The following is a 14305-nucleotide window of genomic DNA, read 5'->3' as shown; positions in this document are numbered from 1 at the left end:
CCGCCCCGGGGCGGGGGTGGAGCCGGCCGCCCCCCTGCCCCTGGGCACGGCCGGGGGCCGGGGCCCGGGAACGGCGGAGGCGCAGGGAACGCGTCCTCCTCGTGGCCCCGTCCCGCCGTGCGCCACCGAGTGGAGCGAAGGAGCTCGCATGCACACCTACGACTACGTCATCGTCGGCGCCGGCTCTGCAGGATGCGTGCTGGCGGCACGGCTCTCCGAGAATCCCGACGTCCGGGTGGCGGTGATCGAGGCGGGAGGCCCGGACACCGCCCGGGAGATACATGTCCCGGCCGCCTTCGGCCAGTTGCTCAAGAGCGAGGTCGACTGGGACCTCGACACCGAGCCGGAGCCGGGCCTCGGAGGCCGTCGGCTCTACCTGCCCCGCGGCAAGGTGCTGGGCGGCTCCAGCTCCCTGAACGCGATGATCTACATGCGCGGAGCCCCGGCCGACTACGACGGCTGGGCGGCGAGCGGGGCCACCGGCTGGTCCTACGAGGAGGTGCTGCCGTACTTCCGGAAGGCGGAGGACAACGAGCGCGGTGCCGACGAGTACCACGGCGCGGGCGGACCCCTGCGCGTGAGTGACGGCCGCTCGTGTCATCGGCTGGCCGCCGCCTTCGTCGAGTCCGCCGTGCGGGCGGGGCACAAGCGCAACGACGACTTCAACGGCGCCTCTCAACTGGGCGTCGGAAACTATCAGTTGACGCAGCGCGACGGCATGCGATGCAGCGTGGCCGCCGCCTACCTCCACCCGGTCCTGGACAGGCCCAACCTCACGGTGCTCACCTCCCACCGGGCCCACCGGGTGCTGATCGAACAGGGACGGGCCACCGGAGTCGAGGTGGGCGGCCCTGCGGGAGTGATCCGCGCCGCGCAGGAAGTGATCCTTTCCGCGGGCGCCTACGCGACGCCGCAACTGCTGATGCTCTCCGGTGCGGGACCGGCAGCCGCACTCGCCGCATTCGGCATCGAGACCGTGACCGACCTCCCGGTGGGGCAGGGCCTCCAGGACCACTACATGGCGCTGCTCAACTTCCGTACGGACGAGGAGTCGCTGCTGACCGCTGCGAGCCCGCAGAACGCGGCTCTCCTGGAGAGCGAGGGGTACGGGCCGCTGACGTCCAACGTCGGCGAGGCCGGGGGCTTCTACCGCACCAGGGAGGAAATCGACTCCCCGGACGGGCAGTTCCACATGGCACCGGTCCTCTTCCATCAGGAGGGCCTCGGCCCGGTCACGGAGGACGGGTTCGCACTGGGGCCGTGCGTGCTGGCGCCCACCAGTCGCGGCCAGGTGACTCTGCGCTCGCCGCGGCCCGAGGCCGCACCCCGCATCCAGCACAACTACCTGACCACGCCCGAAGATCGCGCCTGTCTGGTGGAAGGAGTCCGGGCCGCCATGGACATCGTCTCGCGTCCGCCGCTCGCCGACGCGGTCACGGGACACTTCGACGTTCCCGGTTCGGACGCCGACCAGGACGTGCTGGACTGGGCACGCAGAACCGGTATGACGCTGTTCCACCCGACCTCGACATGTGCCATCGGCTCCGTGGTCGACCCCGAGCTGCGCGTGCTGGGCGTGTCCGGCCTGCGGGTCGTCGACGCGTCGGTGTTTCCCACCGTCCCCCGCGGCAACACCAATGCGCCCACCGTCATGGCCGCCGAGAAGGCCGCTGACCTGATCACGGGCGGGGCGCGATGACGGCTCCGTCGCGGTCCGCGCCGCAGCCGGCCCCGGTCGACCGGGCACTCGCCGAACTGGCCCGCGGCGAGGAGGCCTGGGCGGCCTGTGACCTGACCAGGCGCCGGGAGCTGCTGGAACGGGTGCACGCAGCGGCCGCCGCGCAGGCTCCGGCCTGGGTGCGCGCGGCTGCGGCGTACAAGCAACTGCCGCACGACAGTGCGCTGCTCGGGGAGGAGTGGACTTCGGGGCCCTACCCGGTGCTGACCGCCACCGCCGCGCTGGCTGCGAGCGTGCGCGCGCTGGAAGAGGGGCGCAGCCCGGTGAGGGGCTGTCCGGTGAACGAGGCGCCGGGCGGACGGGTCGCTGTACGGGTCCTGCCGCACGGTCTCTACGACCGGTTGCTGCTGAGCGGCTTCAGCGCCGATGTGTGGATGCGGCCGGGCGTCACCGCCGAGGCCGTGCACGAGGAGGCCGGCCTGGCTCTGCGACAGCCCTCGCGCACGGCGGGCATCGGCGTGGTACTCGGCGCCGGGAACATCACCTCGATCCCGGTGCTGGACGTCCTCTACGAGCTGTACGCCCACAACCGTGTGGTCGCCCTCAAGCTCAACCCCGTCACCGACGGACTCCTCGACGTCTATCGCGCCGTTCTGGCCCCCCTGGCGGACGTCGGGGCGGTGCGCGTGCTGACCGGCGGCGCCGATGTCGGCTCACGGCTCGTCCACCATGCCTCGGTGGGGCACGTGCACATGACCGGCAGCGCCGCGACCCACGACGCGGTCGTCTTCGGCAGCGGCGCCGAGGGGAGGGCGCGCAAGCGGGCCGGGACGCCGCTGATCACCAAGCCCGTCACCAGTGAACTGGGCGGCGTCTCCCCGGTCATCGTGCTGCCCGGCCCCTGGTCGGAGGCGGATCTGCGTTTCCAGGCGGAGCACGTGGCCACCCAGCGGCTGCACAATGCCGGATCCAACTGCGTGGCGGGGCAGGTCGTGGTGGTCGCCGCCGACTGGCCGCAGAAGGACCGCTTTCTTGCACACCTGCGTGCCGCGCTGCTCAAGGCCCCCCGGCGCCCCGCCTACTATCCGGGAAGCCAGGAGCGGCTGCGCGCGGCCCGCGAGGACTATCCGCAGGCCCGGAACCTCGACGCCTGCGTGCTCATCGAGGGCATCAACGCCCGCGACCCCGGCCCGGTGCTCAGCACCGAGTACTTCGCTCCCGTACTCGGCGTCCTGGAACTGCCGGGCACCGGCCGGGGGTTCCTTGACGCCGCTGTAGGCACCGCCAACGAGCGGTTCGCCGGCACGCTGGCAGCCAACCTGATCGCGCATCCGCGCACGCTGAGCGCCCTCCGACCCGTGCTGGACGACGCAATCGCCGCACTGCGGTACGGCACGGTCGCGGTGAACGCCTGGGCAGGCCTGGGTTACCTGACCGCGAGCGCCTCCTGGGGCGCCTTCCCTGGGCACACCCTGGACGACGTGCAGAGCGGCATCGGTGTCGTGCACAACGCGCTCCTCCTCCCCGAACCGGAACGCACCGTCGTACGCGGCCCCTTCCGGCCCGCTCCCCGTTCCCTCCTGCACGGGGAGCTCTCGCTGTCCCCCAAGCCGCCGTGGTTCGTCACCAACCGGACCAGCGCCACGACGGGACGCCGGCTCACGGAATTCGCCGCGGCGCCCCGCTGGTCGGCGCTGCCGGGCCTCTTCAGCTCCGCGCTGCGGGGCTGACGCCCAGATGGGAGAAGCACCATGCTCAACCTGGCCGTTGTACTGGAGCAGGCCGCCCGGGAACACCCGGAGCGGGACGCTGTGGTCCTGGGCGACACCCGCATGTCGTACGCGCAGGTCGACGCTGCCGCCCGCCTCGTCGCGGCGGGACTCGCGGCACGCGGAATCGGTCCCGGTGACCGGGTCGCCCTGAGCTGCCCCAACCATCCGTTGTTCCCCGTCCTCTACTTCGGGGTTCTCAAGGCCGGGGCAGCCGTCGTCCCGTTGAACGTTCTGCTCACCGAACGCGAGATCATTTACCACTTGGAGGACTCGGCCGCGAAGGCCTACTTCTGCTTCGAGGACACCGCGGAGCTGCCGACGGCGAAGGCAGGCCATGCCGCCTTCGCCGCTGTCCCCGGTTGCCGGCACTTCGTGGTCGTCACCAGCGATCCGGCGGCCGCCGCGCCCTTCGACGGTGCGAGCACCTACACGGAGTTCATCCGCGACCTGCCGGCCGCCTTCGAGACCGTGCCCACCGGCGAGAGCGACACCGCGGTCGTCCTCTACACCAGTGGGACAACGGGCCGGCCCAAGGGCGCCGAACTGACCCACAGCAACATGGTGCAGAACGCCCTCGTGGCGACCCGGCTGTTCGCGATGGAGGCGCAGGACGTCCATCTGCTGGTGCTCCCGCTGTTTCACTCCTTCGGTCAGACCGTGCAGTTGAACGCGGGGTTCGCGAGCGGGGCGACGATGGTGCTGCTGCCGCGTTTCGAGCCGGGCGCGGCTCTGGAGGCGCTTGAGCGGGAGCACGTCACGTTCTTTGCCGGGGTACCGACGATGTACTGGTCGCTCCTCACTTTTGAGGAAGCGGACAAGTACGACTTGGCGGCGATCGCTCGCACCCTGCGACTGGCGGTGTGCGGTGGCGCCCCCCTGCCGGCCGAGATGCGCAACGGATTCGAGGAGCGTTTCGACGTCCCGATTCTGGAGGGGTACGGCCTGTCGGAGACGAGCCCGATCGCGACCTTCAGCCGGCTGGACCGGCCCCGTCGGCCCGGCTCGATCGGTCTGCCGGTGTGGGGCGTCGAGGTGCGGGTCCGCCGCCCGGACGGTACGGAGTGCGACCCGGGGGAGCCGGGTGAGATCTGCGTTCGCGGCCATAACGTGATGAAGGGGTACCTGGGCCGGCCGGAGGCGACGGCCGAGGCGATCGATGCCCAGGGTTGGCTGCGCACCGGTGACGTGGGCAAGCGGGACACCGACGGGTATCTGTACGTCGTCGACCGGATCAAGGATTTGATCATTCGCGGCGGATTCAACGTCTATCCGCGGGAGTTGGAGGAAGTGCTCCTGACCCATCCCGATGTCAGCCTGGTCGCGGTGGCCGGCGTTGCGCACGACCGGCACGGAGAAGAGGTGAAGGCGTACGTCGTCCCTGAGCCCGGTGCGAAGGTGACCGAGGACGAGCTGATCACCTGGTGCAGGCGGAACATGGCCGCATACAAGTATCCGCGCCTCGTCGAGTTCCGGGACCGGCTCCCGATGACCGCCACCGGGAAGATCCTGAAACGGGAACTCGACGGTCGCTAGGGGGTGCCGGCCCATCCGGGTCGGTGCCGCGCCTTCCCTCTCCCCGTCGCCTTCCTCGCGCTCACCGCTTCTCCCGGCCGGGCTGATCAGCGCGGCAGCAGTGCCGGCCCACATGCCCACCCAGGGCGGCCCGCGGGCCGCCAGAGAGCAACCCGAAAGCTCAAATCGTGCAGCAATCAGCCATGTTCCGGATGTGGAAAGGGTGACTTGCGGATAGGAGTGGCCGACGAATCCCGGAAGTATTAGGATCGTGACCGCGATGTGAGCAACGAGGAGCGATCAGACCAGAATGTTCCGCACCCGTATCGTCCGACATCGCATCTTCCGCCCCTGACCAGGGTGGTGACGGAAGAGGAGGGGGCTTCGTGCGTAAGTACAGTGCGGCCGGGTAAGGCTATTTCGCGCCAATATCCCGGCCTGCCGTGGCGGGCAGCATGGACTCTCCCGACGTGCCGGGGCCGATCGGCCTCGAGCGAGGCCGAGAAGGCCTGAGCGGGAGACATCGACCTGCCGGCTGCCGAGTTGTTCTTTGCGTCCGACGGCCCGTTTCTCATTCAGCACTGTGGGCGCCAGGGCGATTCGGATTCGCGGTGCAGACGTGCCTTGCGGCGCGTGACGACTTACCGTCCCGATTTTGCCAATTTGAACGGGGGGCGAACAGATGGGAAGCGCACAAAACTGCAAGAGCACGGTGAGAGCGGAAAGGGGGCAGGACGCCTCATCACCCTCGTCGGTGAGTGACATCCTTTACTTAATAAGTTCCTATCACTCAGCGATGCTGCCTCCGGATATTCTCCGGACACTCGACGGCGCAAGGCTTTGCTTCGTCCGGGGCAACGTATATGCCGCGCTCTCGCGGGTCGACGAGGCGCTGGAAGGGCTGGACAGGTCGGAGTCGGCCTACCGCGATGTGATCGCGTTCCGGCTTTTCGTCGCGTCCATGGTCGAAGTGCCTTCCGAGCGTTGGGTGAACGACCCGGGCGAGGATTCCCCCGAGGGCCCCGATGCCCTCAAGGTGGTCTCGATGTGCGTGGAGTCGGACGAGCACTGGCACTCCGGACGGCTCATGCGAGGGCTGTGGCTGGGCCGGTCCGCCGTGGAGAACTCCACCGGAGTGGCCCCGATATGGCGGGTCTACTCGGATCTTCTGCTTGCGAAGAAGCTCAGTGACATCCACGTCCGTCTCCAGGCGAACCGGGTCATCCGGGATCTGGAGGAGCTGATCGAGAGCACTGGACTCCTCGTGGCCGGTTCCCTGCCAGAGGCACAGCGCTCTGTGCTGCATCTGCAGGCGGGACGGTTCGAGCAAGCGATGGAGTCCGCCGAGACGGCAATGCGGGTGAGCGAGGAGACCGCGTCGGCCATCGGCGTCAGGCTCGCCCTCTCGGTCGCGGCGACGGCGCAGATGGGGCGAGGCGAGTACGATCGCGCGGCTGAGCTGCTGTCCGCATTCCATGCCAGGACCGGCTACTACGCGCTGCCCGACTCGTTCGCACGGGCCTCCTTCGTGGAGATCGCGCTGGCACTGGCGTGCGAAGGGCCGCAAGCGGCAGCCGCACAGATGCGGGAGAAGTGGCACCTCCTCAACTCGGGGTCGGGCTGCTTCATCGAAGATCCCTCGCGGCCGGCCTGGCTGGTTGCCGTCGCCCGGAACGCCGGCGACAGCGAGCTGGCGCAGCGCTGCCTCCGGGCGATCGAGCAGCTGGCGGAGAACAACCGCGGCTTCGCCCTGCTGGGCATGGCGGCGGACAGCGCTCGTGCCGCGTGGAAGAGCGGGAAGCACGACCTTTCGTCGGCCATGGACCTCACCGGGGGCCACGCCGCGGACATCGCCTCTCCCTATCTTCCCGCCCTGTCGCCGACGTCCCTGGCCCCTCCGTCGTCGTTACGGACCCCCTTGCCCGATCTTCCGGAACCCACCGCGCGACGGCCGTCCGACTCCGGCGAATCAGCGGTCGACGAGGAGGCGGACGACTCCCCGTCGTCGCCCGATCCCGGGGTGCTTGCGTCCTTGAGCACCCGGGAGCGGGAGGTCGCCCGGCTGGTGGGCCGTGGCATGACGAATCAGCAGGTCGCCAAGCAGCTCGGCCTCTCCTCGCACACGGTGAACTTCCACCTCCGGAACGTCTTCCAGAAACTGTCGATCTCGACCCGCGTCAAACTCGGACCGCTCCTGGCCCGGGCGGACCGGTCTCCCGAACTCTGAGGCTGCTCCTGTCCTGTCCTGTGCCGTGCACGAGCAGACGGAATACGTGGTCAGTCGGGGGGATCAAGCACAGCGCTCACCGCTCGTCCCGTCGCTCGAGCCGTGCGGACCGGGTCGAGCCGGTCAATGCGCTCCAGCTCGGACAGCACCTCCGGGGAACCGCCGGCAGCGAGGAACTTCGCACCCGCGAGAGCGGGATGATTCCGACGCGTCGCGGGTCCCGCCGAGCCGACGAAGGCGTCGCACTCCTCGAACTCCGTGGCGCCGTCGGCCAGTTCGATCTCGACCCGGGCACCGATACGCATCGACGCGTTCTCGAACGTCTCCTCGGGCTCGCCCAGACCGGCCAGGATCGCAGGTCCCTCGTCACCGCCCCAGGCCACGAACTCCGGCCAGTCGAGCGCGCGTTCGCCCGCCTGCCGCAAGGCCTCGCCCAGCGGGGACGTCGCCTGCACCATCCGTATCGACAGATCCATGTCGTGCTCGACGGTCACCCGGTCGGCCAGTGCCCAGCGGTCCGCGTCGCCGATCGCCGCCGGAGTGAGGTCGCCCGGCCCGAAGCTGCCGGTCAACAGCAGCGTCGCCACGCCGTATCCCACCGACAGCGTCGCCGCCGAGACGCTGGTGGCGGGCCCGGCAAGATCCGCTCTGACCTTGTGTTCCATCTGCCAGGTCAGCAGCGAACCGTGGACCACGACGCGCCGGACGGCCGCAGCGTCGAGCACGCCGAGGCGCCGGTGCAGGCGTTCGGCGCAGTCGAAGGCAGCGTGCAGGTACGCGCTGCCGGGGAAGCGCTTGTAGGTCAGGGTGTCGGTGTGCCAGCGGCGCCCCAGCCCGCTCGTCACCGCTTCCGGGAGCGGCACCGCGGACAGCCGTGCCAGCAGCCCCTCGTCGTGTTCCAGGATCGCCGGAGGTCCGGTCATGCCATGGGCGGCGGCCTCGCACGCGTCGAGTGCCAGACGCACCGGCGCCGCGGCGCTCAGCGCCTTCACGTCGCTGGTGACGACGGCGTGGTGGAGCGGCGAGGGCAGGATGCCGAGCGCCAGGCCCAGCCCCGCCGTCCACTCGTCGGGGGAGGCGCCCCTGGCGTGCAGACGGGCCGCGGCGGCGCCGGCGAGGTGGCAGTGGGTGTTCGTCTGGCCTCGGAAGAACGGGCTGAGGATGGTCGCGGCGGAGATCCGCGCCGCGCATTCGTTGGCGACGACGATCGTCGTGAGCAGGTCCGCCCCGTCGAGACCTCCGCGCCGGGCCTCGGCTACGGCGACGTTCACCGCGCCGGCGGACACGTGTCCCGAGTAGGCCACCTCGTCGAAGTCGAGTGCCGTGGCCAGCGCGGCCAGGACGTACGCGGAGCGCCCGGCGTCCGGCTGGTCGGGGGCCCCGAACGCCGCGACGATGCGCCTCCCGACGGGGTGGTCCAGTGAGGCACGCACTGCCCCGAGATTGGAGATGAGCTGGCTGCGCGCCGCGGCCAGGGTGGGCGCGGGTATGTCGCCGTAGGTCACCGTGTGGGCCCAGTCGGCGAGTTGGGCGGTCAGTCCCGGTTCTCCGGCGTCGTGCGGAGGGCCTTGGACGGCGGAGCCGGTTCGGGTCCCCGGGTCCGCAGAATTGATGTCCGTCGAGGTCACAGACTCCATGGCCGAAAACCCCCGCCTTTCAGTCGTGGTGCGAGGTGTGCCGCGCTGTCGAAGGTTTCGGCCGGATCCCGGAACGCCTGGTAGGAGCGCTCGTGCCACAGAAGCGGACGGCCGATGCCGGTTCTCACGGCGGTCAGCTGTCCGTATACGACGGTATGGTCGCCGACCTCCGCCAGGGAGGACACGTCACACCAGCCGATGCCCAGGGTGCCCGCGATCGCCGGCGCGCCCCGCACCAGCCGCACCTCGTGCCCCAGGTCCTCGAAGCGCGAGCCGTTGCTCGGCGGCAGGCTGAACCGCTCGGCCAGGTGACGCTGGCCTTCGGACAGCAGGTGAACGGCGAAACACCCGGCGTGCCGGATCGCTGTGAGCGTCCGCGAGCCGCGGGAGACACAGCACAGCAGGATGGGCGGCTCCATGGACACGCTGGTGAGGGTGGAGACGGTCGTCCCCGACCATCCTTCGGCGCCGCACGCCGTCAGTACGGCGACCCCCGCCGCCAGCTTGCGGTAATAGGTCCGGCACGACGCGTCGTTCAGCTCCGGATCGCGTAGTCCGGCCGCACTGACACCGGTCATCGGGCCGTCCCCTCCCGGAACCACGGTGCCGCCTCGGGTGCGGTCAGCACCCGCAGGGCGGCAGGGACGACACTGACGTCGCAGGACGGTGAGGAACGCGGCATGACCTCGCCGTCGTGCTCGAAGAGCAGCGGTTCCCCGTCGACACGCTCGACGGTGATCCGCTCGCCCCGGCCCCAGAGGATGCCGGGCACCTCGTGGACGTGGCCTGCGACCGCAGCCTGAGCGAACGCGTCCATGTCCACGTCCGAGGTCACGACTGTGACGTCCAGCAGACCGTCGTCCAGAACGGACTCCGGCACCAGGTTCAACAGCCCGCCGCGGAAGCGGAATCCGCCGACGATCGTCTCGACTATGCCGCCGTTGTGCAGCGGCCTCCCGTCGACCGTCACTCTCCCCGGGTACGGCTCGTGCTCCGCCATCGCGGCCAACGCCGCCGCCATCAGCAGGTCCCGTCCCTTCTCCGGCCGGCCCCTGGCCGCCAGCAGGGTCGCGGCGAACAGGCCGCTCCCGGAGCCGAGCACGACGGTATGGCCGTTCTGCTCGATCAGGGCGAGGTCGATGGTGCGGGGCAACGCCTCTCCGCGCAGCACGCGCTCGGCCGTGCTCTGCCACGGGGCGTCGTTCCACAGACCCCGGTAGACCGAGTTGCCCGTGCCGCCCGGGGCGACCAGCAGGGGCGGTACGGCCGCGGCACCGGAGGCGGCGGCGCGGTGCAGCCCGGTGACCACCTCGTGGACCGTGCCGTCACCCCCGACGCTCACGACGAGATCCGGGGGGACGTCATCCGCCGCCAGCTTGTAGGCGATGTCGGCGGCTTCGCCGGATGCCGTGGTCGTCACGGTGTGCACGTCGGCGGCACCGGCTGCGTTCAGGGCCGCCACCACGGCGTGCCCGTCGCCCCCGGCTGCCGGATTGACCACCGCGGTGATTGTCGAAGGACGCGTCATCTTCCACCTCTTCTGGCTGTACCGGATCAGGAGCGCTGGACGGGGAGCCTGCGGACGGCGCGGACCCGGGCGCCCTGCTTGGGGATCATGGTGATGTGGTTCATGGCGCTGCCTTCGTCGGCGGCGCTCACGGCCTCCAGTTCGACGGCGCGCAGCACACCGGCCAGCACGGTCTCCACCTCCACCTGCGCGAACATCGCGCCGATGCAGCGGCGCGCGCCGCCGCCGAACGGAATCCACGCGTTCTGCGGTGGCGTTCCCTCCAGCCACCGCTCCGGGCGGAACTGCTTCGCGTCGCTGCCCCACAGAAGCGGATCGGACTGCACGGCGCCCACGGACGGGAGCACCGCCACGCCGGCCGGGAGCCGGTAGCCCCCCAACTCGACGGGCTCGGTGAGGCGCCGCGCCACGTTGTGGATCACCGGACGGACGCGCAGCGCCTCCTTGAACACGGCTGTGCGGTAGGCGTCCTTGGGCTCGTCCAGGCTCTCGCGCACCCGTGCCATGACCGCGGGATGGCGCACCAGCCGCTCGAAGAGCCAGGCCAGCGCGACCGCCGTGGTCTCGTGCCCCGCCACCAGCAGGGTCATCACCTCGTCGCGCACGACCTCGTCGTCGGGCTGGTCCGCCAGCAGCATGGACAGCACGTCGGTGCGGCGGGCCCGGTCCGGGTCGCGTCGCCGGCGGGCGATCTCCGCGTACAGCAGCTCGTCGGCGCGCTCGAGGTTGCGCACCACGTTGCGCCAGGGCCACACCTTGCCCAGTCCCGGGCGCATCCAGACGAGGATGTCGGACAGGCCGATGTCCGAGACCTGCCGCAGCGCCCGGCCGAGCGCTGCCGCGCGCCGTGTGTCATCGACGCCGAACACGACCCGGATCATGATCTCCAGGGTGAGCGCGTAGGTCCGCTCCAGAAGCCTGACCGGCCGGCCCAACGGCCAGCTCCGCGCTTCCTGTTCGGCCATCTCCCGCATCGTCGAGACGAGCGCCGCGATCGCCTCGTGATGGAACGGCGGCATCATGCGCTTGCGTGCCGGCTTGTGCTCCGGTGCGTCGAGGGTCAGCAGCGAGTGCCGCCCGACGATCGGCACGAGCAAGGAGTTCCCCTCGCCCGCGTGGAAGACCTCCGGCGCGCCCCGGAAGACTTCCTTGATGTGCTCGGGATTGCGCAGGATGACGAACGGCCCGCCCGGTACGACCCGCAGGGTGACCATGTCGCCGTAACGGTCGTGCATTTCGGGCAGATAGTGCTGTCGGCCGCGCCGGAAGCGGATCGTCTGCCACAGCACGGGCTCGGAGGGGCCCGGAGGCATCCCGTCCATCGCGTCCGCAATCGATACGTTGCTGATCGACGCCGATGTCATCAGCCGCTCGTTGGCGCTCGCGGTGTCCCTTCCACTCCTGCCCACGGTGGTCCCTTCGTCCGTCATGCGGGGATGCCCCTCCCGTCCTGGCCGACGCCCGGTGCAAGCGGCTCGGCGGCTGCCGTCAGATGTGCCAGGTAGCGGTCGAGCGCCCAGTCCGCCACGCGCCCGCGCGGCACCCACGGCGCCTTCGGACGCACCCAAGGCAGCGCGGCCGGCAGGTCGTTCCGGTCACCGCGCACGATCCACCGCGCCAGCTGCGCGCCGTGCAGCGCCGAGACCGCCAGGCCGTGGCCGTTGCAGCCTCCGGCGATGTGCAGCCGCGGTTCGTCCGGGTGATGGCCGAGGACGGGAAAGCCGTCACGCGTCATCGCGACCGGCCCCGCCCAGGTGGAATCCAGGTCCACCTCGGCCAGGGCCGGCGACAGTGCCCGCACGGCGGTGGCGAGCCGCCCCGGCGCCGGCGCGCGGGAACCGAAGGGGCCGCGCCGAACCGCGCCGCCGCCGACCACGACCCGCCCGTCCGGGGTGAGCCGGAAGTACGGCGACAACTCCCCCTGTTCGATCAGGGGTTCCGTGTGCAGCCCCGCCAACGCCTCGACGGCATCGGGCGGCAGCTTCTGTGTCACTCCGGCCTGCACGCGCAGCCCGACCACATCGGCCGGAGCCCGCAGCGCGGGGCCGAACGCGTTGACCGCCAAGACCACGTCGTCGGCCGCCACCTCGCCGTCGTCGGTGACGACGGTGGTCAGCAGGCCCCGCCGCAGGCGGCGAACCGCACTGCGCTCGAAGATCCGCAATCCGCGCTGCTCCGCGACACGGGCCAGTTCCTCGGTGAGCGCCGCCGGGTCGAGGGTGGCCGCGGGCCCGTGGCGCAGTCCGCTGCGGTACCGGCCGGCGACGCCGGGCAGCGCGTCCTGCTCGACGAACTCCACCGGCAGGCCGAGGACCCGGGCGGCCTCGGCCTCGCGCCACTGCTGCTCGGCTGCCGCCTCGTCGGCGGCGACGACGAGCTGAGTGCCGGGCACGAGATCGCAGGAGATCCCGTGACACCGGATCAGCTCCAGCACGTGCTGCACCGCGGTGGCCGACCATTCGTAGGAGGCCCGTGCCACCTCGTCCCCGTAGCGGCGGCGGGTGGCCGTCAACGATGGCCCGATCCGCGGTCCGAGCAGTCCCGTGCCCCGGCCGCTGGCGCCGGCTCCCACGTGGTCGGCCTCCACCAGGACGATGTCGAGGTCCGGTTCGAGCCCGAGGAGTTCCACGGCGGCCGCGAGGCCCGTCAGTCCGGCTCCGACGACGGCGACGTCGCAGCGCAGCCTGTCGTGCAGCCGGGGCCGAGTGGGGGCGGCCCCGCTCGCCCAGGGGGTTCCGTAGCCGCTCATCAGCGGCTCCGCAGCGCGCCGGTGAGCGGACGGCGCCGCACGGCAGCGGCCCGCGGAAAGCGTCGCGTGCCGGTGATGGCGCGGGCGATGGCGCGCGCGTCGACCGCCATGTCGGGCAGCTGGCCGGGTGGCAGCCGGTAGCCCTGGAAGTACAGGCCGGGCGCGTGCGGGGCGGTCTTCGCGCCGTGGACGACCGGCCGTCCGCCCGGCTGCGACAGCACGTTCAGGTGTCCCACCAGGCCCTCCATGTCGGGGCGCTGGCCGGTGGAGGCGATGACGACCTCCGGCGTGATGCTGTCCCCGCCTTCGAGGAGCACGGCTTTCCCGTCGAACCCGGTGACGCCGCGGACGACCTCGATGGTCCCCTCGCGGACCGCGGGGATCAGACCGCGGTCGATGGCGCCGTAGGAGTGCCCGATGCGCGCGGTGCCGGCCATGGTGCCCTCGGTCGGTGCGGCCAGGCCGTACGAAGACAGGTCCCCCCACTGCATCTTGTGCATCAGCAGGCTCGCACGGTTGACCAGCCAGTGCGGCAGGGGCCCGTGCTTGATGGCCTGGCACAGCAGCGAGGTGGTGGGGCTGAGCTTGAACAGCACCGGCATGTTGCGTATCGACATCCGCACCCGGGAGGCCCCGGCGTTCACCAGGGCCACCGCTATGTCGATGCCCGTGGGACCGCAGCCGACCACCAGAACGTCCTTGCCGGCGAACGGCTGGGGCACCGTGTAGGAGCGGGCGTGCAGGAACTCGCCCGTGTACCCGTCGAGTCCGGGCCAGTCGGGTACGAACGGCTTTCGGTGCAGGCCCGTGGCGACGACGACGCTGCGGGCCCGCAGGTCCCCGGAGGAAGTGCGCACCACCCAGCGTCCCGACTCCCGGTCCACGCGGTGCACCTCCGTCTCGAAGCGCACGTCGGGGTCGAGGGTCTCGATGTACTTCTTCATGTAGGCGAGGAAGTCGTTGCGCATCGGCCACGGGCCGTACTCGGAGGAGAGCCGCATGCCCGGCAGCGAACTGAGCCGGCGCCACGAGTTCATGCGCAGCGACGGGTAGTACGTGTGCCAGCTGGAGCAGGCGATCTTCTCCCGGTCGAGGAGTAGTGGGTCGAGGCCGGCCTCCTTCAGGGTCCAGGCCGCGGCGAGGCCACCGGGGCCCGCGCCGATGATGAGCGGGCGCTCACTGCTGTCGGACATGTCTCTCCA

General features: G+C 70.9%; 10 protein-coding genes. 4 read left to right on the top strand and 6 right to left on the bottom strand.

All coding sequences use genetic code 11. The features are described 5' to 3' along the window. The first annotated feature begins 148 nt into the window (after window positions 1-148). From EV375_RS16570 to EV375_RS16555, 4 genes are all read left to right on the top strand, one after another. Complete coding sequence (locus EV375_RS16570; RefSeq protein WP_130300113.1) at window positions 149-1699, top strand: GMC family oxidoreductase N-terminal domain-containing protein; 1551 nt, start codon at window positions 149-151, stop codon at window positions 1697-1699. Continuing rightward, on the top strand, window positions 1696-3408 hold the full coding sequence (locus EV375_RS16565) for an aldehyde dehydrogenase family protein (protein WP_130300112.1): 1713 nt from the start codon (window positions 1696-1698) through the stop codon (window positions 3406-3408). The genes EV375_RS16570 and EV375_RS16565 overlap by 4 nt, the downstream gene beginning before the upstream one ends. Before the next feature lie 21 nt (window positions 3409-3429). Further along, complete coding sequence (locus EV375_RS16560; RefSeq protein ID WP_130300111.1) at window positions 3430-4983, top strand: long-chain-fatty-acid--CoA ligase; 1554 nt, start codon at window positions 3430-3432, stop codon at window positions 4981-4983. 775 nt (window positions 4984-5758) lie between these two features. Continuing rightward, window positions 5759-7189, top strand: a complete 1431-nt coding sequence (locus EV375_RS16555; RefSeq protein ID WP_165434747.1) for a LuxR family transcriptional regulator — start codon at window positions 5759-5761, stop codon at window positions 7187-7189. Window positions 7190-7239: 50 nt separating this feature from the next. On the opposite strand, the gene EV375_RS16550 is transcribed toward EV375_RS16555, so the two are convergent. Genes EV375_RS16550 through EV375_RS16525 form a run of 6 tightly spaced genes read right to left on the bottom strand, consistent with a single transcriptional unit; the run spans window position 7240 to window position 14296 of the window. Then, complete coding sequence (locus EV375_RS16550) at window positions 7240-8826, bottom strand: MmgE/PrpD family protein (RefSeq protein ID WP_130300109.1); 1587 nt, start codon at window positions 8824-8826, stop codon at window positions 7240-7242. Then, complete coding sequence (locus EV375_RS16545; RefSeq protein ID WP_130300108.1) at window positions 8814-9404, bottom strand: flavin reductase family protein; 591 nt, start codon at window positions 9402-9404, stop codon at window positions 8814-8816. The genes EV375_RS16550 and EV375_RS16545 overlap by 13 nt, the downstream gene beginning before the upstream one ends. Then, a complete protein-coding gene (locus EV375_RS16540; protein WP_130300107.1) occupies window positions 9401-10354 on the bottom strand; it encodes a diacylglycerol kinase family protein in 954 nt (317 codons plus the stop codon). Before EV375_RS16540 ends, EV375_RS16545 begins: the two co-directional genes overlap by 4 nt. 26 nt (window positions 10355-10380) lie before the next feature. Then, the gene (locus tag EV375_RS16535; RefSeq protein WP_130300106.1) at window positions 10381-11784 is read right to left on the bottom strand and encodes a cytochrome P450; all 1404 of its coding nucleotides are present in this window, start codon (window positions 11782-11784) and stop codon (window positions 10381-10383) included. Further along, window positions 11781-13103: an NAD(P)/FAD-dependent oxidoreductase gene (locus EV375_RS16530; protein WP_130300105.1), complete on the bottom strand. Its 1323-nt coding sequence runs from the start codon at window positions 13101-13103 to the stop codon at window positions 11781-11783. Before EV375_RS16530 ends, EV375_RS16535 begins: the two co-directional genes overlap by 4 nt. Further along, the gene (locus EV375_RS16525) at window positions 13103-14296 is read right to left on the bottom strand and encodes a flavin-containing monooxygenase (protein ID WP_130300104.1); all 1194 of its coding nucleotides are present in this window, start codon (window positions 14294-14296) and stop codon (window positions 13103-13105) included. Before EV375_RS16525 ends, EV375_RS16530 begins: the two co-directional genes overlap by 1 nt. Window positions 14297-14305 lie beyond the last annotated feature (9 nt).

Source organism: Streptomyces sp. CNZ301, assembly GCF_004217425.1.
The sequence above is the reverse complement of the archived record's forward strand: the minus strand, read 5'-3'. Positions and strand labels throughout refer to the sequence as shown.

Bases quoted from the DNA above. Each gene is read 5' to 3' on its own strand.
- EV375_RS16545 (WP_130300108.1), bottom strand. From the start codon at position 9,404: ATGACCGGTGTCAGTGCGGCCGGACTACGCGATCCGGAGCTGAACGAC.
- EV375_RS16540 (WP_130300107.1), bottom strand. From the start codon at position 10,354: ATGACGCGTCCTTCGACAATCACCGCGGTGGTCAATCCGGCAGCCGGG.
- EV375_RS16535 (WP_130300106.1), bottom strand. From the start codon at position 11,784: ATGACGGACGAAGGGACCACCGTGGGCAGGAGTGGAAGGGACACCGCG.
- EV375_RS16565 (WP_130300112.1), top strand. From the start codon at position 1,696: ATGACGGCTCCGTCGCGGTCCGCGCCGCAGCCGGCCCCGGTCGACCGG.
- EV375_RS16550 (WP_130300109.1), bottom strand. From the start codon at position 8,826: ATGGAGTCTGTGACCTCGACGGACATCAATTCTGCGGACCCGGGGACC.
- EV375_RS16525 (WP_130300104.1), bottom strand. From the start codon at position 14,296: ATGTCCGACAGCAGTGAGCGCCCGCTCATCATCGGCGCGGGCCCCGGT.
- EV375_RS16570 (WP_130300113.1), top strand. From the start codon at position 149: ATGCACACCTACGACTACGTCATCGTCGGCGCCGGCTCTGCAGGATGC.
- EV375_RS16560 (WP_130300111.1), top strand. From the start codon at position 3,430: ATGCTCAACCTGGCCGTTGTACTGGAGCAGGCCGCCCGGGAACACCCG.
- EV375_RS16555 (WP_165434747.1), top strand. From the start codon at position 5,759: ATGCTGCCTCCGGATATTCTCCGGACACTCGACGGCGCAAGGCTTTGC.
- EV375_RS16530 (WP_130300105.1), bottom strand. From the start codon at position 13,103: ATGAGCGGCTACGGAACCCCCTGGGCGAGCGGGGCCGCCCCCACTCGG.